The 24,715-nt window shown below is 73.9% G+C and carries 23 protein-coding genes and 1 riboswitch; of the genes, 13 read left to right on the top strand and 10 right to left on the bottom strand.

Going from position 1 to position 24,715, the window contains the following annotated elements:
• Positions 1-3: 3 nt before the first annotated feature.
• The gene (gene ftsL, locus HG542_RS19015; RefSeq protein ID WP_373313164.1) at positions 4-498 is read right to left on the bottom strand and encodes a cell division protein FtsL; all 495 of its coding nucleotides are present in this window, start codon (positions 496-498) and stop codon (positions 4-6) included.
• Positions 495-1,454 carry a 16S rRNA (cytosine(1402)-N(4))-methyltransferase RsmH gene (gene rsmH / locus HG542_RS19010; protein ID WP_171083012.1) on the bottom strand — a complete coding sequence of 320 codons (960 nt, stop codon included), beginning with the start codon at positions 1,452-1,454 and terminating at the stop codon, positions 495-497. Before rsmH ends, ftsL begins: the two co-directional genes overlap by 4 nt.
• A gap of 303 nt (positions 1,455-1,757) precedes the next feature.
• Here rsmH and HG542_RS19005 point away from each other — a divergent pair, with 303 nt between their 5' ends.
• The 4 genes from HG542_RS19005 (at position 1,758) to HG542_RS18990 (ending at position 7,367) form a co-directional block, all read left to right on the top strand.
• Positions 1,758-2,312 carry a beta-class carbonic anhydrase gene (locus HG542_RS19005; protein WP_171083010.1) on the top strand — a complete coding sequence of 185 codons (555 nt, stop codon included), beginning with the start codon at positions 1,758-1,760 and terminating at the stop codon, positions 2,310-2,312.
• A 158-nt stretch (positions 2,313-2,470) separates the two neighbouring features.
• Complete coding sequence (locus HG542_RS19000; protein ID WP_171083009.1) at positions 2,471-3,469, top strand: AAA family ATPase; 999 nt, start codon at positions 2,471-2,473, stop codon at positions 3,467-3,469.
• A gap of 128 nt (positions 3,470-3,597) precedes the next feature.
• Positions 3,598-4,899, top strand: coding sequence for a DUF58 domain-containing protein (locus tag HG542_RS18995; RefSeq protein WP_171083007.1), 1,302 nt, complete (start codon positions 3,598-3,600; stop codon positions 4,897-4,899).
• Positions 4,896-7,367 carry a transglutaminase TgpA family protein gene (locus tag HG542_RS18990; RefSeq protein WP_171083004.1) on the top strand — a complete coding sequence of 824 codons (2,472 nt, stop codon included), beginning with the start codon at positions 4,896-4,898 and terminating at the stop codon, positions 7,365-7,367. Before HG542_RS18995 ends, HG542_RS18990 begins: the two co-directional genes overlap by 4 nt.
• 78 nt (positions 7,368-7,445) lie before the next feature.
• Here the strand turns inward: HG542_RS18990 and HG542_RS18985 are convergent, their stop codons facing one another.
• The 3 genes from HG542_RS18985 to HG542_RS18975 form a co-directional block, all read right to left on the bottom strand.
• Positions 7,446-7,838 (bottom strand): SCO2097 family morphological protein, encoded by a 393-nt coding sequence (locus HG542_RS18985; protein WP_171083003.1) that lies wholly within the window; start codon positions 7,836-7,838, stop codon positions 7,446-7,448.
• A 240-nt stretch (positions 7,839-8,078) separates the two neighbouring features.
• Positions 8,079-8,834, bottom strand: a complete 756-nt coding sequence (locus HG542_RS18980; protein WP_171083002.1) for a methyltransferase domain-containing protein — start codon at positions 8,832-8,834, stop codon at positions 8,079-8,081.
• Positions 8,835-8,908: 74 nt separating this feature from the next.
• Positions 8,909-9,352: an SAV_6107 family HEPN domain-containing protein gene (locus HG542_RS18975; protein ID WP_171082999.1), complete on the bottom strand. Its 444-nt coding sequence runs from the start codon at positions 9,350-9,352 to the stop codon at positions 8,909-8,911.
• A 196-nt stretch (positions 9,353-9,548) separates the two neighbouring features.
• On the opposite strand from HG542_RS18975, the gene HG542_RS18970 reads away from it, so the two are divergent.
• The 5 genes from HG542_RS18970 (at position 9,549) to HG542_RS18950 (ending at position 15,542) form a co-directional block, all read left to right on the top strand.
• On the top strand, positions 9,549-10,313 hold the full coding sequence (locus HG542_RS18970; protein ID WP_171082997.1) for an ATP-binding cassette domain-containing protein: 765 nt from the start codon (positions 9,549-9,551) through the stop codon (positions 10,311-10,313).
• Positions 10,285-12,426, top strand: a complete 2,142-nt coding sequence (locus tag HG542_RS18965; protein WP_171082995.1) for a YhgE/Pip family protein — start codon at positions 10,285-10,287, stop codon at positions 12,424-12,426. The genes HG542_RS18970 and HG542_RS18965 overlap by 29 nt, the downstream gene beginning before the upstream one ends.
• A gap of 35 nt (positions 12,427-12,461) precedes the next feature.
• Complete coding sequence (locus tag HG542_RS18960) at positions 12,462-13,082, top strand: TetR/AcrR family transcriptional regulator (RefSeq protein WP_171082992.1); 621 nt, start codon at positions 12,462-12,464, stop codon at positions 13,080-13,082.
• Between the two features lie 249 nt (positions 13,083-13,331).
• Positions 13,332-13,976, top strand: a complete 645-nt coding sequence (locus HG542_RS18955; RefSeq protein WP_171082990.1) for a DUF4126 domain-containing protein — start codon at positions 13,332-13,334, stop codon at positions 13,974-13,976.
• 75 nt (positions 13,977-14,051) lie between these two features.
• Entirely contained in the window at positions 14,052-15,542 is a 1,491-nt protein-coding gene (locus tag HG542_RS18950) for a phytoene desaturase family protein (protein ID WP_171082988.1), read from the top strand.
• Positions 15,543-15,575: 33 nt separating this feature from the next.
• Here HG542_RS18950 and HG542_RS18945 read toward each other — a convergent pair whose 3' ends face one another.
• The 5 genes from HG542_RS18945 to HG542_RS18925 form a co-directional block, all read right to left on the bottom strand.
• Positions 15,576-16,394 (bottom strand): hypothetical protein, encoded by an 819-nt coding sequence (locus HG542_RS18945; RefSeq protein ID WP_171082986.1) that lies wholly within the window; start codon positions 16,392-16,394, stop codon positions 15,576-15,578.
• Between the two features lie 39 nt (positions 16,395-16,433).
• Complete coding sequence (gene metF / locus HG542_RS18940) at positions 16,434-17,351, bottom strand: methylenetetrahydrofolate reductase [NAD(P)H] (RefSeq protein WP_171082985.1); 918 nt, start codon at positions 17,349-17,351, stop codon at positions 16,434-16,436.
• A gap of 106 nt (positions 17,352-17,457) precedes the next feature.
• On the bottom strand, positions 17,458-18,111 hold the full coding sequence (gene thiE, locus HG542_RS18935) for a thiamine phosphate synthase (RefSeq protein ID WP_171082983.1): 654 nt from the start codon (positions 18,109-18,111) through the stop codon (positions 17,458-17,460).
• A gap of 86 nt (positions 18,112-18,197) precedes the next feature.
• Positions 18,198-18,563, bottom strand: a complete 366-nt coding sequence (locus HG542_RS18930) for an Rv2175c family DNA-binding protein (RefSeq protein ID WP_171082981.1) — start codon at positions 18,561-18,563, stop codon at positions 18,198-18,200.
• Between the two features lie 186 nt (positions 18,564-18,749).
• Entirely contained in the window at positions 18,750-19,994 is a 1,245-nt protein-coding gene (locus tag HG542_RS18925) for an NAD(P)/FAD-dependent oxidoreductase (protein ID WP_171082978.1), read from the bottom strand.
• Between the two features lie 314 nt (positions 19,995-20,308).
• A riboswitch (TPP riboswitch) is annotated at positions 20,309-20,421 on the top strand.
• On the opposite strand from HG542_RS18925, the gene thiO reads away from it, so the two are divergent.
• From thiO to pknB, 4 genes are all read left to right on the top strand, one after another.
• On the top strand, positions 20,413-21,609 hold the full coding sequence (thiO, locus tag HG542_RS18920) for a glycine oxidase ThiO (RefSeq protein WP_227725130.1): 1,197 nt from the start codon (positions 20,413-20,415) through the stop codon (positions 21,607-21,609). Its footprint overlaps the riboswitch before it by 9 nt.
• Positions 21,606-21,842 carry a sulfur carrier protein ThiS gene (gene thiS / locus HG542_RS18915; protein WP_171082976.1) on the top strand — a complete coding sequence of 79 codons (237 nt, stop codon included), beginning with the start codon at positions 21,606-21,608 and terminating at the stop codon, positions 21,840-21,842. Before thiO ends, thiS begins: the two co-directional genes overlap by 4 nt.
• Before the next feature lie 7 nt (positions 21,843-21,849).
• Positions 21,850-22,653: a thiazole synthase gene (locus HG542_RS18910; RefSeq protein ID WP_171082974.1), complete on the top strand. Its 804-nt coding sequence runs from the start codon at positions 21,850-21,852 to the stop codon at positions 22,651-22,653.
• Positions 22,654-22,749: 96 nt separating this feature from the next.
• Positions 22,750-24,708 carry a Stk1 family PASTA domain-containing Ser/Thr kinase gene (pknB, locus tag HG542_RS18905; RefSeq protein ID WP_171082973.1) on the top strand — a complete coding sequence of 653 codons (1,959 nt, stop codon included), beginning with the start codon at positions 22,750-22,752 and terminating at the stop codon, positions 24,706-24,708.
• Positions 24,709-24,715: the final 7 nt, after the last annotated feature.

Here is a 24,715-nt window from a genome sequence, read left to right as displayed (position 1 = left end):
CACCTACCTGACCTGCGCGGGAAGGACGGGTCCCGGCTGCCGCCCCGGCACCGCCGGGCGGGGGGCGCCGGGGGGCGGGGGCACGACGGCCGGGGGCGGGGCGCCCGGCGCGGTGTACGCGGCGTTGTCGGCGGCGCCGGTGCCGGCCGGGGCGGGGTTGCCGATGACGGTGCCGTCGGGCCGGAGGAAGACGGGGCTGCCGCCGGGGATCATGCCCAGCTCGCGGGCGCGGCGGGCGAGCGCGTCGGGGGCGGCGAGCTGGTCGACCTCCTGCTGCAGGGCCTGCTGCTGGTCCGTCAGCTCGGTCGTCCTGCGCTGGAGCTTGTTGAGCTCGAACGAGCCCTGGTTGAGCGAGGAGTTGAGGAGCAGCAGCGAGATCAGCCCGGAGCCGAGCATCACGACGGTCAGCAGCACAAACGGGGTCCGCTTGGTCCCCAGGCGTCCCATCGGCAGCAGCCGCACCAGCCGGGCACCCCGGCCGCGCCCCGCGGGGCTCACGGCACGTCCTCGCGGATGCGCTCGGCGCCGCGCAGCCGGGCGGGGGCGGCACGCCGGTTCTCGGCGATCTCCTCCTCGGTGGGCAGCTCGGCGCCGCGCGTGAGCAGCTTCAGCCGGGGCTGGTAGCGCTCGGGGACGACGGGCAGCCCGGGCGGCGCGGTGCTGGCCGCGCCCGCGGCGAAGACCTGCTTGACGATGCGGTCCTCCAGGGACTGGTACGACAGCACGGCGATCCGGCCGCCGACGGCGAGCGCGGCGACGGCGGCCGGGATGGCCTGCTCGACGCTGGCCAGCTCGGCGTTGACCTCGATGCGCAGCGCCTGGAAGGTGCGCTTGGCGGGGTTGCCGCCGGTGCGCTTGGCGGCCTGCGGCAGCGCCTCGCGGATCACGTCGACGAGCCGGGCGCTGTTGCTGAAGGGCTCCTTCTCGCGCTCGCGCACGATGGCCGAGACGATGCGCTTGGCCTGCTTCTCCTCGCCGTAGGCGCGCAGGATGCGGACGAGCTCGCCGGGCGGGTAGGTGTTGAGCACCTCGGCCGCGCTGATGCCCGTCGTCTGGTCCATGCGCATGTCGAGCGGCGCGTCCTGGGCGTAGGCGAAGCCGCGGTCGGCCTCGTCCAGCTGCATGGAGGACACGCCGAGGTCGAAGAGGACGCCCTGCACCTTGGGGATGCCGAGCCGCTCCAGCACCTCGGGGAGCTCGTGGTAGACGGCGCGCACCAGTGTGGCGCGCTCGCCGAAGGGGGCCAGCCGCTCGCCGGCCAGGGCGAGGGCGGTGGGGTCGCGGTCGAGGGCGACGAGCCGGGCGTCGGGGAACGCCTTGAGCAGCGCCTCGCTGTGCCCGCCCGCGCCCAGGGTGCAGTCGACGACGACCGCGCCGGGTGCGGCGAGAGCGGGTGCGAGCATGTCCAGGCAGCGCTGGAGCATGACGGGGACGTGTCGCGCGTTGCTGCTCATGCGCCCTTCTGAGAGTCCTGAGCCGGCGCGCGGTCCGCCGCGCACCACCAGGTCCCCGCCCGCTCAAAGGGGAAGCGGCCGTTCTGACGCCGGGGAAGGGGCACCAGGGCGACCGGGGAGCGGGAGGAGGCCGAGCGGTACGCGCGCGTGGAGCGCACGTGCGGGTTCTTCATTCGGTTCCACGGGGAGCGTCACGCCTCCCACTTCGCGCCACTTTAGTCCACTCGTCCCTTCGGTCAACCAACCGGCGAGCGCGTCACCTCTCGCGTGCGTCGTGGCCGGTCGCCGACTACCTTCATGGCTATGCCGATATCCACGCCCCACCCGCAGACCCCCGGCTCCGGCCCCGCCGACACGGACCTCACGGTCACGGACCGTCTGGTTCAGGCCAATGCGAAGTACGCCGATGCGTTCAAGGACCCGGGCATGGACGCCCGTCCCGTCCTCAAGGTCGCCGTCGTCGCCTGCATGGATGCCCGCATCGACCTGCACGCCGCCCTAGGCCTGGAACTCGGCGACTGCCACACCATCCGCAACGCCGGAGGCGTCGTCACCGACGACATCATCCGCTCCCTGACCATCAGCCAGCGCGCGCTCGGCACCCGGTCCGTCGTCCTCATCCACCACACCGGCTGCGGCCTGCTCGACCTGACCGAGGACTTCCGCCACGAGATCGAGGCCGAGGTCGGCCAGCGGCCGGCCTGGGCGGTCGAGGCGTTCAAGGACCTCGACCAGGACGTGCGCCAGTCGATGCAGCGCGTGCGTACCTCCCCGTTCCTGCCCCACCGCGACGACGTGCGCGGCTTCGTCTTCGACGTGACGACGGGCCTGCTGCGCGAGATCGACCCCCGCCCCTGAATGGCCGGGTTGTCCACAGGCGCTGACGCGACGGCGCACGGACGGACACAATGCGTGTACGGCACCGCCCCCGCAGCCGCGGGTGCGGTGTCCGTGTTCAGGGGAGGGCCGGTCCGCACCGAGGACGACGGCCCCGGTGTCGGGCCGAGGAGGGCCGGGTGACGACGTATGACGAACGAGCGGGCCTGGGGGAGCTGAGCGCGACGGCGGACCGGATCCGCCGGTCGGTCGAGACGGTGATCGAGGGCAAGCCCGAGGTCGTACGGCTCTCGCTGACCGTCCTGCTCGCCGAGGGGCACCTGCTCATCGAGGACGTGCCGGGCGTCGGCAAGACGATGCTGGCCAAGGCGCTGGCGCGGTCGGTCGACTGCTCGGTGCGGCGCATCCAGTTCACGCCCGACCTGCTGCCCTCGGACATCACCGGCGTGAGCGTCTACGACCAGCAGCGGCAGGAGTTCGAGTTCAAGCCCGGTGCGGTCTTCGCCCAGATCGTCATCGGCGACGAGATCAACCGCGCCTCGCCCAAGACGCAGTCCGCGCTGCTGGAGTCGATGGAGGAGCAGCAGGTCACCGTCGACGGGCACACCTACGAACTCCCCGCGCCCTTCATGGTGGTGGCCACGCAGAACCCCGTGGAGATGGAGGGCACCTACCCGCTGCCCGAGGCCCAGCGCGACCGTTTCATGGCCCGGGTGTCCATGGGCTACCCCAGCCCCGAGGCCGAGCTGCGGATGCTGGACGTGCACGGCGGGCCCTCGCCGCTGGACGATCTCCAACCGGTCGCGCACGCCCACGAGATCGTCAAGCTGACCGAGGCCGTCCGCGCGGTCCACGTGGCCGAGCCGGTCCGGCGGTACGCGGTGGACCTGGTCGCCGCCACCCGGCAGCACCCGGAGCTCAGACTCGGCGCGTCGCCGCGCGCGACGCTGCACCTGCTGCGGGCGGCCAAGGCCGCCGCGGCCCTGGCGGGCCGGGAGTTCGCGCTGCCCGACGATGTGCAGTCGCTGGCCGTGGCGGTGCTCGCGCACCGGCTGCTGCCCAGCGCCCAGGCCCAGTTGAACCGGCGCACGGCCGAACAGGTCGTGCTCGACATCCTCCAGCGCACCCCGGTGCCCGACCCGTTCGGCCAACAGCCGCCGGGCGCGCGGAGGGTGTGATGTCGGCGGGCGGTCCGCAGGACCGCGGGCGCCCCGTTTGTCCGGCCACCGCCGGGAGGTGCCCCCAAGGGCGGTGCTTCGACTGCGGGTCGTCCGTGGCCGATCGCGCCCACGCGGCGGAGCCGCATATGTCGCTGCCCCGCGCCCCTTACGGGGCGCCCGGTCACGGGGCGTCCGGCGGGGTGCGGGCGGCGCTCGGCGGGCTCACCACCCGGGGCCGCTCGTTCCTGGCCGCGGGAGTCGCCGCCGCCGGGTGCGCCTATGTCCTCGGCCAGGCCGACCTGTTGCGGGTCGGACTGCTGCTGGCCGTCCTGCCCCTGGTGTGCGTGCTCGTCCTGCACCGCACCCGGCACCGGGTCGCCGGCAGCCGCGCGCTGTCCCCGGCGCGGGTGAGCGCCGCGCAGGAGGCCCGGGTGCAGCTGTGCGTCGACAACGTCTCCCGGCTGCCCACCGGTGTGCTGCTGCTGCAGGACCGCGTCCCCTACGTCCTCGGCCCGCGCCCCCGCTTCGTCCTGGACCGCATCGAGCCGGGCGGCCGGCGCGAGGTGTCCTACCGCGTCCGCGCCGAGTTGCGCGGACGCTACCCGATGGGGCCCCTCCAGCTGCGCCTGTCCGACCCGTTCGGCATGTGCGAACTGACCCGCGGCTTCGGCACGCACGACACGCTCACCGTAGTCCCGCGCGTCGAACCGCTCCCTCCGGTGCGCCTCGGCGGCGAGGCCACCGGGCACGGGGACGGGCGGCTGCGCTCGCTCGCCCTGGCCGGCGAGGACGACGTGCTGCCCCGCGGCTACCGGCACGGCGACGACCTGCGCCGCGTCCACTGGCGCTCCACCGCACGCCACGGCGAGCTGATGGTGCGCCGCGAGGAACAGCCCCAACGCGCCCACGCCACCGTGCTGCTGGACACCCGGGGCACCGCCTACGCGGGCGTGGGCCCCGATGCCGCCTTCGAATGGGCGGTCTCCGGCGCCGCCTCGGCCGCGGTGCACCTGCTCGAACGGGGCTTCTCCGTACGGCTGCTGACCGACAGCGGCAGCGCGGTGCCCGGTGCCACCGGCGACTCCGCCGACGCCGCCGGGGTGTTGCTCGACGTCCTCGCCGTCGTGGACCACTCCGAGAGCACCGGCCTCGAAGCCGCCTACGACGCGCTGCGCGCGGGAACCGCAGGGCTGCTGGTGGCCTTCTTCGGCGAACTCGACGAACAGCAGGCGGAGGTGGCGGCCCGGATGCGGCACCACAGCAGCACGGCCGTCGCCTTCGTGCTCGACCCCGCGGTGTGGACGGGCGCGACGGTCGCCCCGGACCGGTCGCTGCGCCTGCTGCGCGACGCGGGCTGGACGGCGCTGCCGGTCGCCCCGGGGGCCTCGCTGCCCGGGCTGTGGCATATGGCGGGCTCCCCCGGCCCGGTCCCGGAGCGGGCGTCATGAGCGGACAGGCACGGCTCGCGGTGTGCAGCGTGGTGGCCACGCTCGCAGCGGCCTGCGCACTGCTGCCGCTCGTCGACCGGCCCGGCTGGATCGTGCAGGCCGCACTGCTGCTCTCGATCCAGACGGCGGTGGGCGCCCTCGCCCGCCGGGTGCCGCTCCGCCGGTGGCTGACGGTGGCCCTGCAGGCGCTCGCGGCACTGCTGCTGCTCACGCTCGTCTTCGCACAACAGCAGGCCGTCGGCGGGCTGCTGCCCGGACCGGACGTCTTCCGCGAGTTCGGACAGCTGCTCCAGGAGGGCGCCGACGACGTCGGGCGGTACGCCATCCCCGCGCCGACGACCCAGTCGCTCAGGCTGCTGCTGGTCGGCGGTGTGCTGGCGGTGGGCCTCGCGGTCGACGCGCTGGCGGTCACCTTCCGCAGCGCCGCGCCCGCCGGACTGCCGCTGCTGGCGCTCTACTCCATCGGCGCCGGGCTGGGCCGCGGCGGCGGCCACTGGCTGTGGTTCCTCGCTGCGGCCGCCGGGTACCTGCTGCTGCTCCTGGCCGAGGGCCGGGACCGGCTCACGCGCTGGGGCCGGGTCCTCGGCGGCGGCCGCCCCGGCGATGCCGGCCGCCCGCCGGCCGCCGTCCGCACCGGCCGCCGCATCGGCGCGGTCGCGCTCGGCATCGCCCTGGCCGTGCCGGCCGCACTGCCGTCGATCGACGAGGGACTGCTCCAGGCGCACGGCGCCGGCGACGGACCCGGCGGCGACGGCGGCACCATCTCCGCGGTCAACCCGCTGGTCTCGCTGCAGAACAGCCTCAACCAGCCGGAGAACCGCGAGGTCCTGCGCTACCGCACCTCCAGCGACAACACCCAGGACCTGTACCTGCGCATCGTGGCGCTCGACTGGTTCGACGGATCCTCGTGGCGGGCCTCCGAGCGCCGCGTCACGGACGTGCCGGACCCGCTGCCGACACCTGCCGGGCTGTCGCCCGCGGTGCGCACCGACCCCGTCAACACCTCGGTCGCGGCGGCCGGAACGTACGGCCAGACCTACCTCCCGATGCCGTACCCGGCCGAGCGGGTCCTCGTCGGCGGCCAGTGGCGCTACGAACCGGAGGGGCGGGCCCTCGTCGGCGACCACGGGCAGAGCACGCGCGGCCTGCGCTACCAGGTCTCCAGCCTGCTCGTGGAACCGACCGCGGCCCAGCTCGCCACGGCGCCCGCTCCCCCGGAGCAACTCCTGCGCGCCTACACGCGGGTGCCCGCCTCGCTGCCCGGCGTGGTCGCGCAGACGGCGCGCACGGTGACCGCGGGGGCGGCGAACGCGTACCAGCAGGCGGTGAAGCTCCAGGACTGGTTCTCCGCGAACGGCGGTTTCCGCTACGACACGCAGGTGCAGACCGGCGGCGGCAGCAACGCCATCGTCAGGTTCCTGGAGGAAAAGCAGGGTTTCTGCGTCCACTTCGCCTTCTCGATGGCGGCGATGGCGCGCACCCTGGGCATCCCCGCTCGGGTGGCGGTCGGCTTCACCCCCGGCACACCGCAGCCGGACGGCTCGGTGTCCGTCGGCTCCAAGGACGCGCACGCCTGGCCGGAGCTGTACTTCGAGGGCGCGGGCTGGACCCGCTTCGAGCCCACGCCGACCCGGGGCAGCCAGCCCGAGTACTCGCTCGGCCGGGCCCCCACGACCGACGGCCCCGGCGCACCGGCACCGCTGCCGAGCCACGCCGGAGCCCCTTCGGCGGCCCCTTCGGCCGGCGACGCCTGTCCGCCGCAGGAGCGGCGGCTGGGCGCGTGCCGGGCCCAGGTGCTGGGGGCGGACGCGGACGGCGGGGGCGGCGGCCCGTTGCCGCTCACGACCGCGGTCGTGGTGGCCGCCGCGCTGGCCGCGCTGGTCCTGCCCGTCGTGCCCCCGCTGTGGCGGCGCCGGGTACGGGCCCGGCGGCTCCGCCGGGGCACGCTCGCCGCGTGGCGGGAGATGACCGACTCCGCCTGGGACTACGGCATCCCGCCGGACGAGTCCCGGACCCCGCGGAACACGGCGGCCCGCATCGTGCGCACCGCGGGCCTGGACGCCGCGGCGGCCGAGGCGGCGGTTCGGCTGGCCACGGCGGTCGAGCAGACGCTGTACGCACCGGACCCCCGCCCGGTCGGCGACCCGGCGGCCGACGCCGAGCGTGTACGGGCCGGCCTGCACGCCACGGCGCCTCGCAGCGTGCGCCTCCGGGCGGCCCTGGCCCCGCGCTCGGCGGCCCGCCTGCGGTGGGGGCTCGCTGCGCGGCTGGCAACGGTGCCGGCTCGGTTGCGGCGCGCCCCGTCAGGGGCGCTGGGGGCACCCCCAGCGGTAGCTGGGGGAGGAACTGCGCGACCAGCCCCCACCGGCCCGCAGGTGGATGCACCACCCCACGGGTCCGGGGCGCAGCCCCGGGTGCCTCGACTGCGGGTGCGTCGTGGTTGCTCGCGCAGTTCCCCGCGCCCCTGACGGGGTGCCGCGAACGCGGGAGGCCGGGGCGTCATGCCCCGGCCTCCCGCGAAATCCTCTGCCCCGGCGGGCCGTTGACTAGTGGCCCTGCTCGTCGCGGCGGCGCTGCCAGCGCGCCTCGATCCTGTCCATCATGCTCCGGCGCCGGCCGGCGGCCGGGCGCCGCACCATTCCCCCGGGGCCCTGCTGCGCACCGGGCCGGGGCGCCTTGCGCCAGCCCGTGACCGCGAGCACGGCGCACGCCAGCATGACGAGGAAGCCCGCCACGCTGATCCAGATCCGCTGGGCCACCATTCCGGCCATCAGGAGCCCGATGCCCACCAGAAAACCCGCGACCGCCTGGTAGACCCGTCGCCGGGTGTACGTGCGCAGGCCGCTGCCCTCGAGCGCTGTCGCGAACTTGGGATCTTCGGCGTACAGCGCTCGCTCCATCTGCTCGAGCATGCGCTGCTCGTGCTCCGAGAGCGGCACGGAGTCCTCCTACTCGTCGGTCGCGGGGGTGCGACCGGGGTGCGACCCTTTCAGGATAGGCAGGGAATCGCCCCCGTGAAACCCGCCCCTCTGCGCCAATTCGCCCGCCCGTTCCCCCATGGGGGGACCGGCGGCGTCGGGACGTACATTCCCTGTCCGGCCATCGGCCATGCCGGACCGTGCCCCCGATCATACGGGGCGAACGGGCTGATCGGGTGGCCTGTGCCCGGCTGCGTGCGGTCAGCCGCGCTCGGCCAGGACGTGCAGCTGAGTGGCCACCGAGTGGAAGGCGGGCAGCTCGGCCGCGGCGGCCTCGAGACGGAACAGGGCGTCCATGGCGCCGGGCTCGGCGTCGACCAGCACACCGGGCACCAGGTCGGCGAAGACACGCACCCCGTGCACCGAGGCGACCTCCAGGCCCGCCTCGGCGGCCAGCGCCGACAGCTGGTCGGCGGTGAAGCGGCGGAGGACCGGGTCGCCGGGGCCCCAGTGGCCCGTGGGGTCGGTCAGGGCCTGGCGGGCCTCGTCGAAATGGCCGGCGAGGGCACGGGCGAGCACGGCACCGCCGAGGCCGGCAGCGAGCAGGCTGAGCGTGCCGGCCGGGCGCAGCGCGGCGACCACGTTGCGGACGCACTCGGCGGGGTCGTCCACGTACTCCAGGACGCCGTGGCACAGCACCGCGTCGTAGGCACCGCGCTCGACCACGTCGAACAGGCCGAGGGCATCGCCCTGCACCCCGCGCACCAGGTCGGCGACGCCCGCCTCGGTGGCCCGGCGCTCCAGCGCGAACAGCGCGTTGGGGTTGGGGTCGACGACGGTGACGCGGTGGCCGAGCCGGGCGGCCTGCACCGCGAACTTGCCGGAGCCGCCGCCGGTGTCGAGGATCTCCAGGGCATCCCGGCCGGCGGCCTTGGCACGGCGGTCCAGGGCGTCCCTCAGGACCTCCCAGACCACGGCGGTACGCAGGGACGCCCGGGGGCGGAGCTGGTCTGACACGGCGGGTGGCTCCTCGGCGGATGACTGATGTCGGTGAGGCCCAGCCTATTGCCTGTCCGGCGGATCGATCACAGTCACCCGCGCCCGGGGCGGTCGGCCCGGAGCACGAGCATCCGCTCGACCAGGCGCAGGAACATCGCCGCATCGCGCACCAGATCGTCCGCGTCCCGCGCACTCGCGGCGGAGCGTATGCCCGCCTCCGCCCGGGCCCTGCGGGCCGCGCCGGAGGCGAACAGGGCGCTCCACTCGGCCAGTTCGGGAGCGACCTCCGGGAGCAGCTCCCAGGCGCTGCGGATGCGCCGGCGGCGCGCGGGCACCTCGGGGCGGGCGCGCACGGCCAGCACGGCGGCGGCCGTGCGCAGCGCGGCGAGGTGGGCCGTGGCGTACCGCTCGTGGGGGGCGTCGAGGGCGGCGGCCTCCTGCAGGCCCTCGCGGGCCTGGGCGAGCAGGTCGAGGGCGGCGGGGGGAGCGACGGCACGGCGGAGCACGGGGTGGACGTCGTTCGCGATGCCGGCCATGACGAACCTCCTTCGTCGGGGCGGCAATCCGCATGCGGGGCGGGGCCGCCGTCTGTGCTCATCGTGGGGCACCCCACTGACAATCGCCTCGACCTGCACAGATGCCGTATGGGGCACCCCCCTCTCCCGGGCCTGGGAAGGTGCGCGCTACAGTTTTTAGACTGACTGGTCAGTTCAAGATCGCAGGGAGGTACACGTGCACAGCACCACGGGCGCCCCGCCCGGCCAGGGGGCGGCGATCAGGGCCCGGGGACTCGGCGTCAAGGGACCGCGGGGCTGGGCCTTCCGCGGGGTGGACATCGACGCGCTCCCCGGTTCGCTCGTCGCCGTGCAGGGCCCGTCCGGCTCTGGACGCACCTGTCTGCTGCTCGCTCTCACCGGCCGTATGCGGACGGGCGAGGGAAGCGCCGAGGTGGGCGGCCTGTCGCTGCCCCGGCAGATGGCCGCGGTGCGGCGCATCAGCGCGCTGGCCCACGTCCCCGGAGTCGCCGAGCTCGACGCGTCCCTGACCGTCGACGAGCACCTGCACGAGCGCGCCCTGCTGCAACTCCGCTTCGGCGGCTCGCCGTTGGCCCTGCTGCGGTCGCGCACCGAGCGGGCGGCGCGGACCGCGGCACGCATCGACGCGGCCGTGACCGCGGCCGGACTGGACCTCTCCGCCCTGCCGAAGGGCGGGCGGACGCCCGTACGGGAACTGGAACGGCTCGCCGCCCTGCGGCTGTCGCTGGCCCTGGCCCTCATCGGCACCCCACGGCTGATCGCCGTGGACGACACCGACCTCAAGCTCTCCGACGCGGAGCGCGCACAGGCGTGGGCGCTGCTGCGGTCGGTGGCGGACACCGGCACGACCGTGCTGGCGGTGTGCAGCGAGGCGCCCGAGGGCGCACTCGTCGTCAGGACCGACGGCACCGACGAGACGAAGGGAGCGGCGCATGCGTTCGCCGAAACTGGCCGCGCTTGAGCTCAAGCGGTTCGGCAGGGGCAAGCTGCCCCGCGCCGCGCTCGTCGCGCTCCTGCTGCTGCCGCTGCTGTACGGCGCGCTGTATCTGTGGTCCTTCTGGGACCCCTATGGCCGGCTCGACAAGGTGCCGGTGGCCCTGGTCAACGACGACCGGGGCGCCACGGTGGACGGCAAGAAGCTCACCGCCGGCGACTCGATCGCCGACGGCCTGCACGGCAGCAAGTCGTCCTTCAAGTGGGAGGAGACCAGCGCCGCCGACGCGCGCAAGGGCCTGGAGAGCGGCAAGTACTACCTGTCGCTCACCATCCCCGCGGACTTCAGCAAGCGGGTCGCCTCCAGCTCGGGCAACTCTCCCGAGACCGGGGCGCTCCAGGTCCGTACGAACGACGCGAACAACTACATCGTCGGTTCGATCTCCCGCACGGTCTTCGCCGAGGTCCGCGCGGCGGCGTCGCGCAACGCGTCGCGGTCCTTCTACGACAAGATCTTCGTGTCCTTCTCGGACCTGCACAACAAGACCAAGCAGGCGGCCGACGGCGCCGACCAGCTGGGCGACGGCATCGGCAAGGCGGAGAAGGGCGCCGGCGACCTCAAGAACGGCCTCAGCCAGGCCAAGGAGGGAAGCGGCAAGCTCGAGGACGGGGTGGACAAGCTGCACAGCGGGGCCGGGACGCTGGACGCCAAGTCGGGGGACCTGGCGGACGGGGCGGGTCAGGTTGCCGCCGGCACCAAGAAGCTGGCGGACGCGGTGAACGGCGCGGCGTCGAGCAGCGATGCCACGTACCTGAAGAACAATGCCGCCGACATCGGCAAGATGGCCGGCAAGGTCGCCGACGAGGCGGGGAACGTGCGGCAGCACCTGGCCGACCTGCCGACGCCGAAGGCCACGGCAGCGCTCGTCGCAAGCAGCGATCTCGCACTCACTGCCACGAAGGACGCCTACGCCGCCTTCTGCGAAAAGGCCACGACGCAGTCGAACGACGGGTGCACGAAGCTCAAGAAGGCAGTGTTCGCCGCGGAGGAGTCGAAGAAGAGCGCCCAGGCGCTCGACGACTTGGTCAACAACAAGGACGGCGCACTCGACAAGCTCCCCGCCCAGTTGGACGCTCTGCAGTCGGCCGCCCAGAAGCTGCACGACAAGGCCCCCACACTGGCCAGTGACATCGACGGCGCGGTACGCGAGGTCAACGCCCTCAACAACGGCGCCCAACAGGTCGCCTCCGGAGCTGCCAAGCTCCACAACGGTGCCGGCCAGCTCCACAGCGGCCTCGGCGACGCCAAGGACGGTGTTGCCGGGCTGGACGACGGGATCGGGAAGCTGCGCAACGGCGCCGATTCGTTGGAGGGTGGCATGTTCAAGCTCTCCGACGGCTCCTCCAAGCTCGCCGGTGGGCTGCACGACGGCGTGTCCAGGATTCCGGACTACGGCAAGAGCGACCGCGACGCCCGCACCGAGGTGATGGCCGACCCGGTCAAGCTCGCCTCGCAGGCGTTGCACAAGGCGCCCAACTACGGCACCGGATTCGCCCCGTACTTCATCCCGCTCTCCCTCTGGGTGGGCGCGATGGTCGCCTACATGCTGATGCAGCCGCTCAACCGCCGTGCGCTCGCCGCAGGCGCCCCGGCCTGGCGGATCGCGCTGGCCGGCTGGCTGCCGGTGGTGGCGATCGGTGTGCTGCAGGTGGCCGCCCTGCTGTCGGTGCTGCACTGGGGACTGGGCCTGCAGATGGAACGCGCCGCAGGGACCGTCGGCTTCCTCGTCCTCGTCACCGCGTGCTTCGCCTCCATCGTGCAGTGGCTCAACGCACGCTTCGGACCGGCCGGACGCATCCTCGTCCTGGCGCTGCTGATGCTCCAGCTGACGTCCGCGGGCGGCACGTATCCCGTGCAGACCAGTCCGGGCTTCTTCAACGCCATCCACCCCTACCTGCCGATGAGTTACGTCATCGAGGGGCTGCGCCGCCTCATCAGCGGCGGCGGGCTCGGTCCCGTCTGGCAGGCGTGCGGTGTGCTGGCCGCGTTCACCGTGGGCGCGCTCGCACTGACCGCCTGGGCGGCGCGCGGCAAGCAGGTCTGGTCGTTGGACCGGCTGCACCCGGAGCTCAGTCTGTGAGCGAGGACACCGTCCGTACAGGGAGAATCACCGTCATGGAAAGCAGCAGTACGCGCCGCATGAACACCCGGCGGAAGCTCTTCGAAGCGGCGGTCACCCTCATCGCCGAGCAGGGGTTCTCCTCGACGACGGTGGACGAGATCGCCGAACGGGCCGGAGTCGCCAAGGGAACGGTCTACTACAACTTCGCGAGCAAGACCGTCCTCTTCGAGGAGCTGCTGCGGCACGGCATCGAGCTGCTGACGGACTCCCTCCAGCAGGCCGCCGACGCGACGGCCGCCCGCGGCGGCAGCAATGTCGACGCGCTGGACGCGATGATCCGGGCCGGGCTGGAGTTCATCTCCGCCTACCCGGCGCTGACCCAGCTGTACGTGGCCGAGCTGTGGCGCACCAACCGGGCGTGGCAGTCGACGCTGATGCAGGTGCGGCAGCAGGCGATCGCGGTCATCGAGACGGTGCTGCGGAAGGCGATCTCCGCGGGCGAGCTGAGCGAGGAGATCGACATTCCGCTGACGGCGTCCGCGCTGTTCGGGATGGTGCTCGTGGCGGCGCTGGACTGGCAGTCGTTCCAGCCGGAGCGGTCGGTCGACGAGGTGCACTCGGCGCTGTCGCGGCTGCTGCAGGGCCGCGTCGGCGGTGACAGCCCGAGGGGCTGACGCTTCGCCGGAGTGCGGCGCAGTTCCCCGCGCCCCTTCGGGGCGCGGGCGAACCGCATCGGAGTGCGCCGGCCCGCCCCGCCGTTCCGCCACCCCGTGTCGGCGGTGCCGGCGGCCGCGTTCCGTCCGCGGCTCCCACTCTGCCGTCCCGGCGGACCCCGTCCCATCCGCGCGGATACTCATCCCGGCGTCTGAGTACGGGTACTCACGAGGTGAGCATCCGGCCCTGCCGGGGCTACGATGCGGCGCGTGTCAGTGCTCCCTTTGGTTTTCACCAGCGGCTGGGCGAGCGGGATCAACGCCTATGCCGTGGTCCTGCTGCTCGGCCTTCTCGGCTCCACCGGTGTCAGCGATCAGGTACCGGAGGCCCTGCAGCGGCCCGACGTGCTGATCGCGGCAGGCGTGCTGTTCCTCTGCGAGGCCGTCGCCGACAAGATTCCCTACGTCGACACGGTGTGGGATGCCGTGCACACCGTGATCCGGCCGGTCGCCGGTGCGGTGGTCGGCGCGCTGCTGGCGGGCCAGGACGGCTCGCTGTCGCACCTGGCGGCCGGAGCGGTGGGCGGCTCGGCCGCGTTGCTGAGCCATCTGGTCAAGGCGGGCACCAGGATGGCCGTCAACGCCTCGCCGGAGCCCGCCAGCAACATCGTGGTGAGCCTGCTGGAGGACCTGGCGGTCGCCGGGCTCGTGGTCTTCGCCCTGTTCCACCCGGTCGTCGCGGCCTGCATCGCGGGCACGCTGCTGGCGCTGGGCCTCGCCGTGGTGGTCGTCCTCTGGAAGCGGGTGCGCCGCTTCCTGCAGCGCCGGCGCGAGCGGCGGGACGAGAAGCGGCTGCGCGGGCTGCCGCCCGTGCACGTGGGCGGGGCGTGGCAGGGCGAGCGGACGGGCTCGTAACCGCCCGGAACGGGCCGGGGGTCCGGGGGTTTCCCCCGGGAGAATGCAGTGGTGAGGGCCGATAAGGTCGCTCCCATGGCACGGATTGCGGTGATCGGCGCCGGGATGGGCGCGATGGCAGCCGCTGCCCGGCTGGCCGTCGCGGGCCACCGGGTGGCGGTGTACGAGCGCGCGGAGACCCCCGGCGGCGCAGTGGGACGGTTCGAGCGGGACGGGTTCGTCTTCGACACCGGCCCCGGGCTGCTGCATCTGCCCGCCGTCTACCGGGACTTGTTCGTCAAGACGGGCAAGGAGCCGCTGGAGCAGTGCGTCGCCATGTCCCAGGTGGACCCGGCGAGCCGGCACCTCTTCGCCGACGGCACGGACGTCTCCCTGCCCAACGCCTCGCGCGCCGGCGTCGTCCAGGCGCTGGACGAGGCGATCGGCCCCGGCGCGGGCGAGCGCTGGAGCGACCTGGTCAACCGGGCGCGCGAGGTCTGGGACGCCACGCGGCGCCCCCTGCTGGAGGAGCCGCTGCACGCGGAGCGCGTCCCCGCCCTGGGCCGGGATCCGTATCCGGTGCCGCCCCGGCGGTGGTGGCAGCGCCGCGGCGGGCCGCCCACCCTGGCGGCCGTGGCCGGGCGGGAGTTGCAGGATCCGCGGCCGGCCGCGCTCCTGGAGAGCCATGCCCTGGCCTACGGTCTCGACCCGCGCACCGCCCCTGCGAGCGCGGCGGTGCTGCCGTACATGGAACAGACCTTCGGCAGCTGGTACGTGAGCGGCGGCATGCACGGGCTCGCCCGGGCGCTGCACGCACGGTGCGTGGCGCGCAGGGTGGAGTTCTTCTTCGGCGCGGAGGCCGTCGCGCTGGTGGAGAAGGACGGGCGCGCGGCCGGCGTACGGCTGGCCGACGGCAGCGTCGTCGAGGCGGACATGGTGGTGTCCGGGGTCGCCCCGGGGCGGCTGGAAGGGATGCCGCCGGTGGCGCCCGGTCCCGTACCGCCCGGGCGGTTCAGCGTCTTCCTGGCGCTCGGCGGGGCGCGGCCGGAGGGCGTGGTGCACCGCACGGTGGTGCACACGGACGACCGGGCGGCGGAGTTGGAGGCGGTGTTCGGCACGGGCCCCGTGGCGGGCTGCCGGCCGACGGTGACGGTGCTGCGGCCCGACGATCCGGCGACGCGGCCGGACGGGGAGCACGAGGCGGTGACGCTCACGGCGACCGTGGCGCCGCACGGCGGCCGTGTGGACTGGTCGGACGAGCGGACGGCGGCCGAGCTCGCGGACCGCATGGTGCGGGCCGCGGAGGCGGCCGTTCCGGGGCTGCGGGAGCGGGAGTTGTGGCGCGTGGTGCGCACCCCCGCGGACACGGAGGCGGCGACCGGGGCGGCGGGCGGCGGCGTGCCGGCGCCCGTCCTGGCGGGCCAGGACGGGCGGTTCCTGCGGCCTGCCAACGCGACGTCCCTGCCGGGGCTCTACCTGGCCGGAGGGTTTGCCCACCCGGGCGGCGGGCTGGCGCACGCCGGGATGTCGGGCGCGATGGTGGCGGGCCTGGTCGTCGAGGGTGCGGACTGGCGCGGGTCGCAGTGAGCATCGCGCCCCGAAGGGGCGCCATGGCAGGGGTCAGTACCGGTACTGCTGCCCGCCGTACCCCTGCTCCCCCGCCGGAGGCGTCTCGGTGTCGCGCTGCTGCGGCACCCACACACCGCCCGGCGGGGTGTCCGTGTCGTAGTGCTGCGGGGCGTACGTGTCGGCCGCGTACTGCTGTTGCTGCCCGTAGGGCGCCTGCTGCGTCTCGTATGACTCGTAAGACCCGTATGTCTGCTGCCGGTTGCCGATGTACGGGTCGGAGTACGCGGCGTACTGCTGTTCCTGCCCGTGCTCGTGCCCGTAGCCATACGGCTGTTGCTGCTGATGCGGCTGTTGCTGCTGCCCGGCGTCGCCGTACGCCGGGTACACCGCCGTCGCATCGGCGTCCGGTGCCGCCTGCAGCGGCGCATCGGGCATCAGCACCGCCGTGGCATCGTCCATGGCAGCCGCCGGGAACGCCTGGGTCTCCTCTGCGGCGAAGGCGGCGGCCGGAGTCGGTTCGGGAGAAGAGGAAGGAACAGGGGCAGGAGCAGGGGCAGCTGAACGTTCCCCCTTGCCCCTGCGGCGCCCGCCCCTCTTCCCCTTCGCGGGGGACGAACGCCGCCGGACCGCCCAGCCCTTGTCGAAGCCGCGGCGGAACGAGAGCGTCACATACGTCTGTCCCACGGCGAACGCCAGGGCACCGACGACGATGACCGCCACCGACGGGATGACCACGCCCGCGACCACGCCGAGGAACCCGGCGAAGGCGAGCAGCCGCCAGCGCAGTCGCGCCTTGTACTGCAGCAGCACTTCGCCGAGCAGCCACAGCGCGACGACGCCGAACGCGATGTAGAGGACCGTCCAGCCCATTAACGCCCCTCTCACCGGCCGCCGTTCGCCGGCGGGCCGTCAGGACCGCTGGTGCAGTCCCAGATTCTCGTAGATCTCCAACGTGGCCGTGGAGTGGTTCAGGGTAATGAAATGCAACCCGGGAATCTCCTCGGCCATCAATCGTGCACACAACTCCGTCGCGTACTCGATACCGATCGAGCGTACAGCGGCCGGATCGTCCTGCACCGCGAGGATCCGCTCCGCCAGGGCCGGGGGGAAGGCGGCGTTGCTGAGCTGAGCAAATCGTTCGATCTGCCGCACATTTGTGACCGGCATGATCTCCGGGATGATCGGAGTGTCACAGCCCGCGGCCACGACCCGGTCACGGAGCCGCAGATAGTCCTCCGGGTAGAAGAACATCTGGGTGATGGCGAAGTCGGCGCCCGCACGGCATTTGTCCACGAAGTACCGGACATCGGTTTCCCAGTCCGTGGAACGGGGGTGCATCTCGGGGAAGGCCGCGACGCCCACGCAGAAGTCGCCGGACTCCTTGATGAGCCGCACCAGGTCGGCCGCGTACCGGATGCCGTCGGGGTGGTGCACCCACTCGCCCATGGGGTCGCCGGGCGGGTCGCCGCGCAGCGCGAGCATGTTGCGGATGCCGACGTCGGCGTACTGGCCGATGACATTGCGCAGTTCGGCGACGGAGTGGTTGACGGCCGTCAGATGGGCGACCGGGGTGAGCGTGGTGTCGGTGGCGATCCGCTCGGTGGCCCGGACGGTGCCCTCACGGGAGGATCCGCCGGCGCCGTAGGTCACGGAGACGAAGGTGGGGGCGACGGCCTCGATGCGCCGGATGGCGTTCCACAGCGTCCGCTCCCCCTTCTCGCTCTTCGGTGCCGCGAACTCGAACGAGTACGACCGCTCGCCGGAGGCGAGCAGTTCACGGACGGTCCGTGCGTGGTCTGTCCTGGTGGAAGCAGTGCCAAGGGCCATACCGGCAAGTTAACCAGCGGGGACGCGGTCCCCAAACCCCTATTTGCGATATGCCCGCTTCGCCCCGCGAAGCATCTGCCGAGTGTCCACACCGTGGACACCGGGGTCACACGGCGCGCTCCCGGACCCGCCGCGCGAGCTCCGCGGCCGCGGCTCCCGGGTCGTCGGCCTCGGTGACGGCGCGCACCACCACGACCCGACGGGCTCCCGCGTCCAGCACCTCGTCGAGGTTGCCCGCGTCGATCCCGCCGATCGCGAACCAGGGACGGGCGGGCGCCAGTGACGCCGCGTAGCGCACCAGGGAGAGCCCCGGGGCGTACCGGCCCGGCTTGGTGGGGGTGGGCCAACAGGGGCCGGTGCAGAAGTAGTCCACGCCGGGCTCGGCGACGGCGGCGTCGACCTCCGCCTCCGCATGGGTGGAACGGCCGATCAGCACGTCCTCGCCGAGGATCGCCCGGGCGGCGGGCACCGGCAGGTCGCCCTGGCCGAGGTGCAGCACGTCGGAGCGGGAGGCGTGCGCGACGTCCGCGCGGTCGTTCACCGCGAGGAGCCGGCCGTGGCGGCGGGCGGCGTCGGCGAACACCGCGAGGTGCTCCAGCTCCTCGCCGGCCTCCATGCCCTTGTCGCGCAGCTGGACGATGTCCACACCGGCCGCCAGCACGGCGTCCAGGAACTCGGGCAGGTCGCCCTGGCGCCTGCGCGCGTCGGTGCACAGGTACAGCCGGGCATCGGCGAGCCGCTCGCGCGCGGTGACGGGCATTCGGGATTCTCCCCCGGGTCTTGCGCCGTACGGGCGCGGGCCGATGCGGCCCGCGCCCGTACGGCGGACGGTATGTGCGAGGTCGGTCAGACGGCGAGCGCCTGGGCGCGGCGCTTCACCTCCGTCCCACGATTCTCGCGCAGGGCCTGCGCGGGGGTGCCGGGCAGGGTGTCGTCCGGGGTGAAGAGCCACTCCAGCATTTCCTCGTCGCTGAAGCCGTCGTCCCGCAGCAGGGTCAGGGTCCCGGCGAGGCCCTTGACCACCTTGTCCTCGCCGATGAAGGCGGCGGGCACCATGAGCACTCGGTTCTCACCACGGCGCACGGCGATCAGCTGGCCCTCCTTGACCAGCTGCCGCACGCGCGTCACCTCGACGCCGAGCTTTTCGGCGATGTCGGGGAGGTTCAGCCACGCGGGGACGAGAGCATCGATCTTTGCGTCAATCTCGGTCACGGGGACAAGCCTGCCATCCGGGACCGACAGCCGGAAGCCGGGCGCCCCGTTAGGGGGCGCGGGGAACTGCGCGAGCAACCACGACGCGCCCGCAGCCGAGGTGGCCGGGGCTGCGCCCCGGACCCCGGGGGCGGTGCGTCGACTGCGGGTCGGTGGGGGCTGGTCGCGCAGTTCCCCGCGCCCCCCCTACGGGGCGCTGACCGTCAGCACCGCCCCCTTCAGGGGTACCGATGCATCCGCCGCCTTTTCGCGGTCCAGGGCGGCGCCCTGTTCGATGAGCCGTCGGCCCTGCGCGAGGTCGCGCGGGCGGCCCACGGCGAGCAGGGCGACCAGGACGCCCGAGCGCAGCCAGCACACCGTCCAGGCGGCTCCCTCGGGGTCGCCGCGCCAGATCATCTCGTCGGCGGCGGCGTGGTGCCCCGCGTACTGGACGAACCGGCCGAACTGCTCGGACCAGAAGTAGGGCACCGGGTCGTAGACCGGCGCCTCGTCCGGGCCGTGGACGATGTTCTCCGCGACCGTCCGCGGCCCCTGGAGGGCGTTGTCCCAGTGGTGCACCAGCAGCCGTTCCCCGTACCGGGCGGAGGGGAAGGAGGCGCAGTCGCCGACCGCGTAGACGTCCGGCCGCGAGGTGTGCAGGCGGTCGTCGGTGACGACGGAGCCGTCCGCGGCGAGCTCGATGCCCGAGCCGGCCAGCCAGCCGGTCGCCGGGCGGGCGCCGATGCCGACGACCACGGCGTCGGCCGGCAGCCGGGTGCCGTCGGCGAGCACCACGGCGCCGGGCTCCAGGGCCGCCACGCCGGTGCCGGTGAGCAGCCGGGCGCCGGCCTGGGCGTACCAGTCGGTCATGTGCGCGGCGACCTCGGCGGGCAGCGCGCCCGCCAGCGGCCGGTCCGCGGCCTCCACCACGGTGACCCGGCAGCCCGCCTCGCGGGCCGCCGTGGCGAACTCCGCGCCGATCCAGCCGGCCCCGACGGCGACGACGTCGTGCTGCCCGGCCAGCACCGGGCGCAGCCGCTCCGCGTCGTCCAGGGTGCGCAGCACGTGCACGCCGGGCAGGCCCGCGCTGCCGGGGAGGGAGACGGGGTCGGCGCCGGTGGCGATCACCAGGACGTCATAGGGCAGCGGGCCCGCGGTGGTCTCCAGCACGTGCTCGTCCGGCCGCAGCCCGGTGGCCTCGACGCCGAGGCTCAGGTCGATGGACAGGGAACCGAAGTCCACCGCGAAGGCCGACCCCTCGGCCCTGCCGAGCAGGACGGCCTTGGACAGCGGCGGCCGGTCGTAGGGGTCGTGGGGCTCGGCGCCCAGCAGCCGGATGGTCCCGTCCCAGCCCTGCTCGCGCAGCGCGACGGCGGTCTGCACCCCGGCCATGCCGGCGCCTGCGATGACGACGGTGCGCCCGCCGCTTGCGGTCTTCGTCTGCTCGCTCACCCGCTCACTGTAGGGCGGCGGACGGCATCTGCCGGAGCACCCGGTGACGAGACCTCTGACACAGCGTCACCGCAGGTGCCGCCCGCCAGGGCCTGTCGTCGAATTCCCGTCGTCGCCCGGAGGGCGGCCCCGCGGCGTCTGGTGCGTGCTCTCGGCGCGCCGGGCGGAAGCCCTCGTACTGGGCGTACTCGGGCTTTCGCCCGGTGCGGCGAGAGTGCGTGCCAGGCGTCGCGGGGCAGGCGGGAATTCGACGAGAGGCCCTGGCCCCCGGCCGCCCTTCCGGGCGGTCCGCGGCGCGTACTAGGGTGGCTTCGCAAAGCACTCGCGGGAGCCCGGACGGACCGGGCTGAGAGGGAGGCTGGACGGCCTCCGACCGTACGAACCTGATCCGGGTCATGCCGGCGAAGGGAGGGGCTGGATGCCCATGCATGTGTCCTCCACCGCGCCCCCGAGGATGTCGGAGACGTACGACGTCCTCGTCATAGGCGGCGGTCTCATCGGTCTCGTCACCGCCTGGCGGGCCGCCCAGCGCGGGCTGCGCACGGCGGTCGCCGACCCCGCGCCCGGCGGCGCGGGGGCGACCGTCGTCGCCGCCGGGATGCTGGCCGCGGTGACCGAGCTGCACTACGGCGAGCAGGCGCTGCTCGCCCTCAACCTGGCCTCCGCGCGCCGCTATCCGGACTTCACGGCCGAGCTGGAGGAGGCCTCCGGCCAGGACACCGGCTACCGCGCCTGCGGCACGCTCGCGGTCGCGCTCGACGCGGACGACCGGGCGCACCTGCGTGAACTGCACGCCCTGCAGCAGCGGTCCGGGCTGGACTCGGAGTGGCTGTCGGGGCGCGAGTGCCGCCGCCTGGAGCCCATGCTGGCGCCGGGCGTGCAGGGCGGGCTGCGGGTCGACGGCGACCACCAGACCGACCCGCGGCGGCTGGCCGGGGCGCTGCTGACGGCCTGTGAGCGCGCCGGGGTGGCCTTCCACCGTGCCGGGGCCGTCCGTGCGCTGCTCGCCGGCGACCGGGCGGCCGGGGCCGAACTCGCCGACGGGACCCGGATCTCGGCGGGGCGCACCGTGCTGGCCGCGGGCAGCGGCAGCGGCCGCCTGGCGGGTCTGCCGGAGGAGGCCCTGCCGCCGGTGCGGCCGGTCAAGGGCCAGATCCTGCGGCTGCGGGTGCCGGACGCGTACGCGCCCTTCCTCTCCCGCACCGTGCGGGCCGTCGTGCGCGGCGGGCACGTGTACCTGGTGCCGCGCGAGAACGGCGAACTGGTCCTCGGGGCCACGTCGGAGGAGCTCGGCTGGGACACCACGGTCACCGCGGGCGGCGTCTACGAACTGCTGCGCGACGCCCACGAACTCGTGCCGGGCATCACGGAGCTGCCGCTCGTGGAGACCCGCGCCGCCCTGCGCCCCGGCTCCCCCGACAACGCCCCGATGCTCGGTCCCACCGTGCTGCCGGGCCTGCTCGCGGCCACCGGCCACCACCGCAACGGCGTGCTGCTCACACCGCTCACCGGCGACGTGATGGCCGAGGTGCTGACCACCGGCCGGCTGCCCGACGAGGCCGTCCCCTTCTCCCCCCGGCGCTTCGCCCCCGCACTCCAGGAGCAGTCCGCATGACCACCACCGACGGGAACACCCGCGCGACCACCGTCCGGGTCAGCGTCAACGGCGAACACCGCGAACTGCCCGCGGGCACCGCGCTGGACGGGCTGGTGGCCACCCTCACCACCGCCCCGGGCGGTGTCGCCGCCGCCGTCAACGAGGCCGTCGTCCCACGCGGCCAGTGGCCGGCCACCCCGCTCGCCGACGGCGACCGGGTCGAGGTCCTCACCGCAGTGCAGGGAGGCTGACCGACCGATGGCAGACGATCTGTTCACCATCGCCGACACCCCCTTCACCTCCCGCCTGATCATGGGCACGGGGGGTGCGCCCAGCCTGGACGTGCTGGAGCGCGCCCTGCTGGCCTCCGGCACCGAGCTGACCACGGTCGCCATGCGGCGGCTGGACGCGACCGTGCAGGGCTCCGTGCTGTCCGTCCTGGAACGGCACGACATCCGGGTGCTGCCGAACACGGCGGGCTGCTTCACCGCCGGCGAGGCCGTCCTGACCGCCCGGCTGGCCCGGGAGGCGCTGGGCACGGAGTGGGTCAAGCTGGAGGTGATCGCCGACGAGCGCACGCTGCTGCCCGACCCCATCGAGCTGCTGGACGCCGCCGAGATCCTGGTGGACGACGGCTTCACCGTGCTGCCGTACACCAACGACGACCCCGTGCTGGCCCGCAAGCTGGAGGACGTCGGCTGCGCCGCGATCATGCCGCTGGGTTCGCCCATCGGCTCCGGCCTGGGCATCCGCAACCCGCACAACTTCCAGCTGATCACGGAGCGGGCGTCCGTCCCCGTGATCCTGGACGCGGGCGCGGGCACGGCGTCGGATGCGGCGCTGGCGATGGAGCTGGGGTGCTCGGCGGTGATGCTCGCGTCGGCGGTGACGCGGGCGCAGGAGCCGGTGCTCATGGCGGAGGCCATGCGCCATGCGGTTGACGCCGGGCGGCTGGCCTATCGGGCCGGGCGGATTCCGCGGCGGCACTTCGCCACCGCGTCGTCGCCGACGGCGGGGGTGGCGGTGCTGGACCCGGAGCGGCCGGCGTTCGGGGCGGCGTAGCCGCTTCCCTGCGGGGGCCTGTGCCCCGAAGGGGCGCGAAGCCTCGTCGTCGGGTGCAGGCCGGGCGGGGCGCCGGGGCTCGTAGACTCGTCTGTCGTGGATACGACCCTGCCGGACCCTCTCGTCGATCAGTTGCTCGACGGCCGCTATCGCGTCGAGGCGCGGATCGCCGTGGGCGGCATGGCCACGGTCTACCGGGCGCTGGACACCCGGCTCGACCGCGTGGTCGCCCTCAAGGTGATGCACCCCTCGCTGGCCGCCGACGCGGCGTTCGTGGACCGTTTCATCCGCGAGGCCAAGTCCGTGGCGCGCCTGGACCACCGCAATGTGGTCGGCGTCTTCGACCAGGGCACCGACGGCGGCTATGTCTTCCTGGCCATGGAGTACGTCGCCGGGTGCACGCTGCGCGACGTGCTGCGCGAGCGCGGCGCCCTGCAGCCGCGGGCCGCGCTGGACATCGCCGAGTCCGTGCTGGCCGCGCTGGGCGCAGCCCACCTCGCGGGGCTGGTGCACCGCGACATGAAGCCCGAGAACGTGCTGATCGGCGACGACGGCCGGGTCAAGGTGGCGGACTTCGGCCTGGTCCGGGCCGTCGACACGCACACCAGCACGAGTACCGGCTCGGTGCTGGGCACGGTCTCGTACCTGGCCCCCGAGCAGATCGAGCACGGCACCGCCGACCCGCGCGCCGACGTCTACGCCTGCGGCGTGGTGCTCTACGAGATGCTGACGGGCGCCAAGCCGCACTCCGGCGGCACCCCCGCCCAGGTGCTCTACCAGCACCTGCACGAGGATGTGCCGCTGCCGTCCGAGGCGGTCCCGGGGCTCGCCCCCGAGCTGGACGGCCTGGTGGTCAAGGCCACCGCCCGCGACCCGCAGCTGCGCCCGGCCGACGCCGTCCGGCTGCTGGAGCTGACCCGCGCCGCCCGCGCGGCCCTGACGGACGCACAGCTGGACGCGGAGCCGCCGGGCGTCCGGCACAGTCCGCTGCCGGCCGGTTCCGAGGACCGTACGAGCGTGATACCGCGGCAGCCCGCGGCGCAGCCGCTGCCGCCGCCCGCCGGCGAGGAGCTGCTCAACCGCACCACCCGGCTGGAGCGGCAGCCCGCTCCCCCGGCCCCGCCGGGCCCCGCGGCGCAGCACCGGCCGGCCGGGCAGCCGCGTTGGCGCGTCAACCGGCTGGCCGTGGTGATCGGGCTGCTGGTCGTGCTGCTGGGCGGCGGGGCGGGCGTCTGGTACGTCGGTTCCGGCCAGTTCACCTCGGTGCCGGCCGTCCTGGACATGACCCAGGCCAAGGCGCAGCAGGAGCTGGACAAGGCCGGGCTCGGGGCGCAGGTCCGGCAGGACTTCAGCGACACCGTCGAGCGCGGGCACGTCATCTCGACCGACCCGAAGCCGGGCGAACGCATCCGCAACAACGGCAAGGTGACGGTCACCGTCTCGCGGGGCCCGCAGAAGGTGCAGGTCCCCAATGTCGTCGGCATGACGCTGGACGACGCGAAGAAGCAGCTCCAGGACAAGGGCCTGACGGTCGGCGACGTCTCGGAGCAGTTCAGCGGCGAGACCCCGAAGGGCTCCGTGCTCGGCACCGACCCCCGGCCGGGCCAGGAGCTGCGGCCGGACTCCGCGGTGGCGCTCGTCGTCAGCAAGGGCCGGCAGCTGAACGTGCCCGATGTGACGGGCATGACGGTCGCCGACGCCACGGCGGCGCTCCGGGACGCCGGGCTCCAGATCAAGGTCTCGGACACCCAGGTCTACTCGCCCAGGGACAAGGGCACGGTGGCCGAGCAGTCGCCGGGCAAGGGCGAGAAGGGCGCCGAGGGCGACACGGTCACGGTGACCCTCTCCAAGGGCAAGGAGATGATCACGGTCCCGGATGTCACCGGAAAGAGCGAGGCCGACGCCAAGAAGGCGCTGACGGACGCGGGCTTCCAGGTGAAGGTCGACCGGCCGTTCTTCTTCCCGCAGGACTCGGTGGACTCCCAGTCGGTCCGGGGCGGCGACCAGGCGGCCCGCGGCGACACCGTCATCATCCGCCTGAAGAGCGGTTTCTGAGGATTTC

Source organism: Streptomyces morookaense (assembly GCF_013030945.1).
Lineage (GTDB): Bacteria > Actinomycetota > Actinomycetes > Streptomycetales > Streptomycetaceae > Streptomyces > Streptomyces morookaensis.
This window is presented reverse-complemented; position numbering and strand designations above follow the sequence as displayed.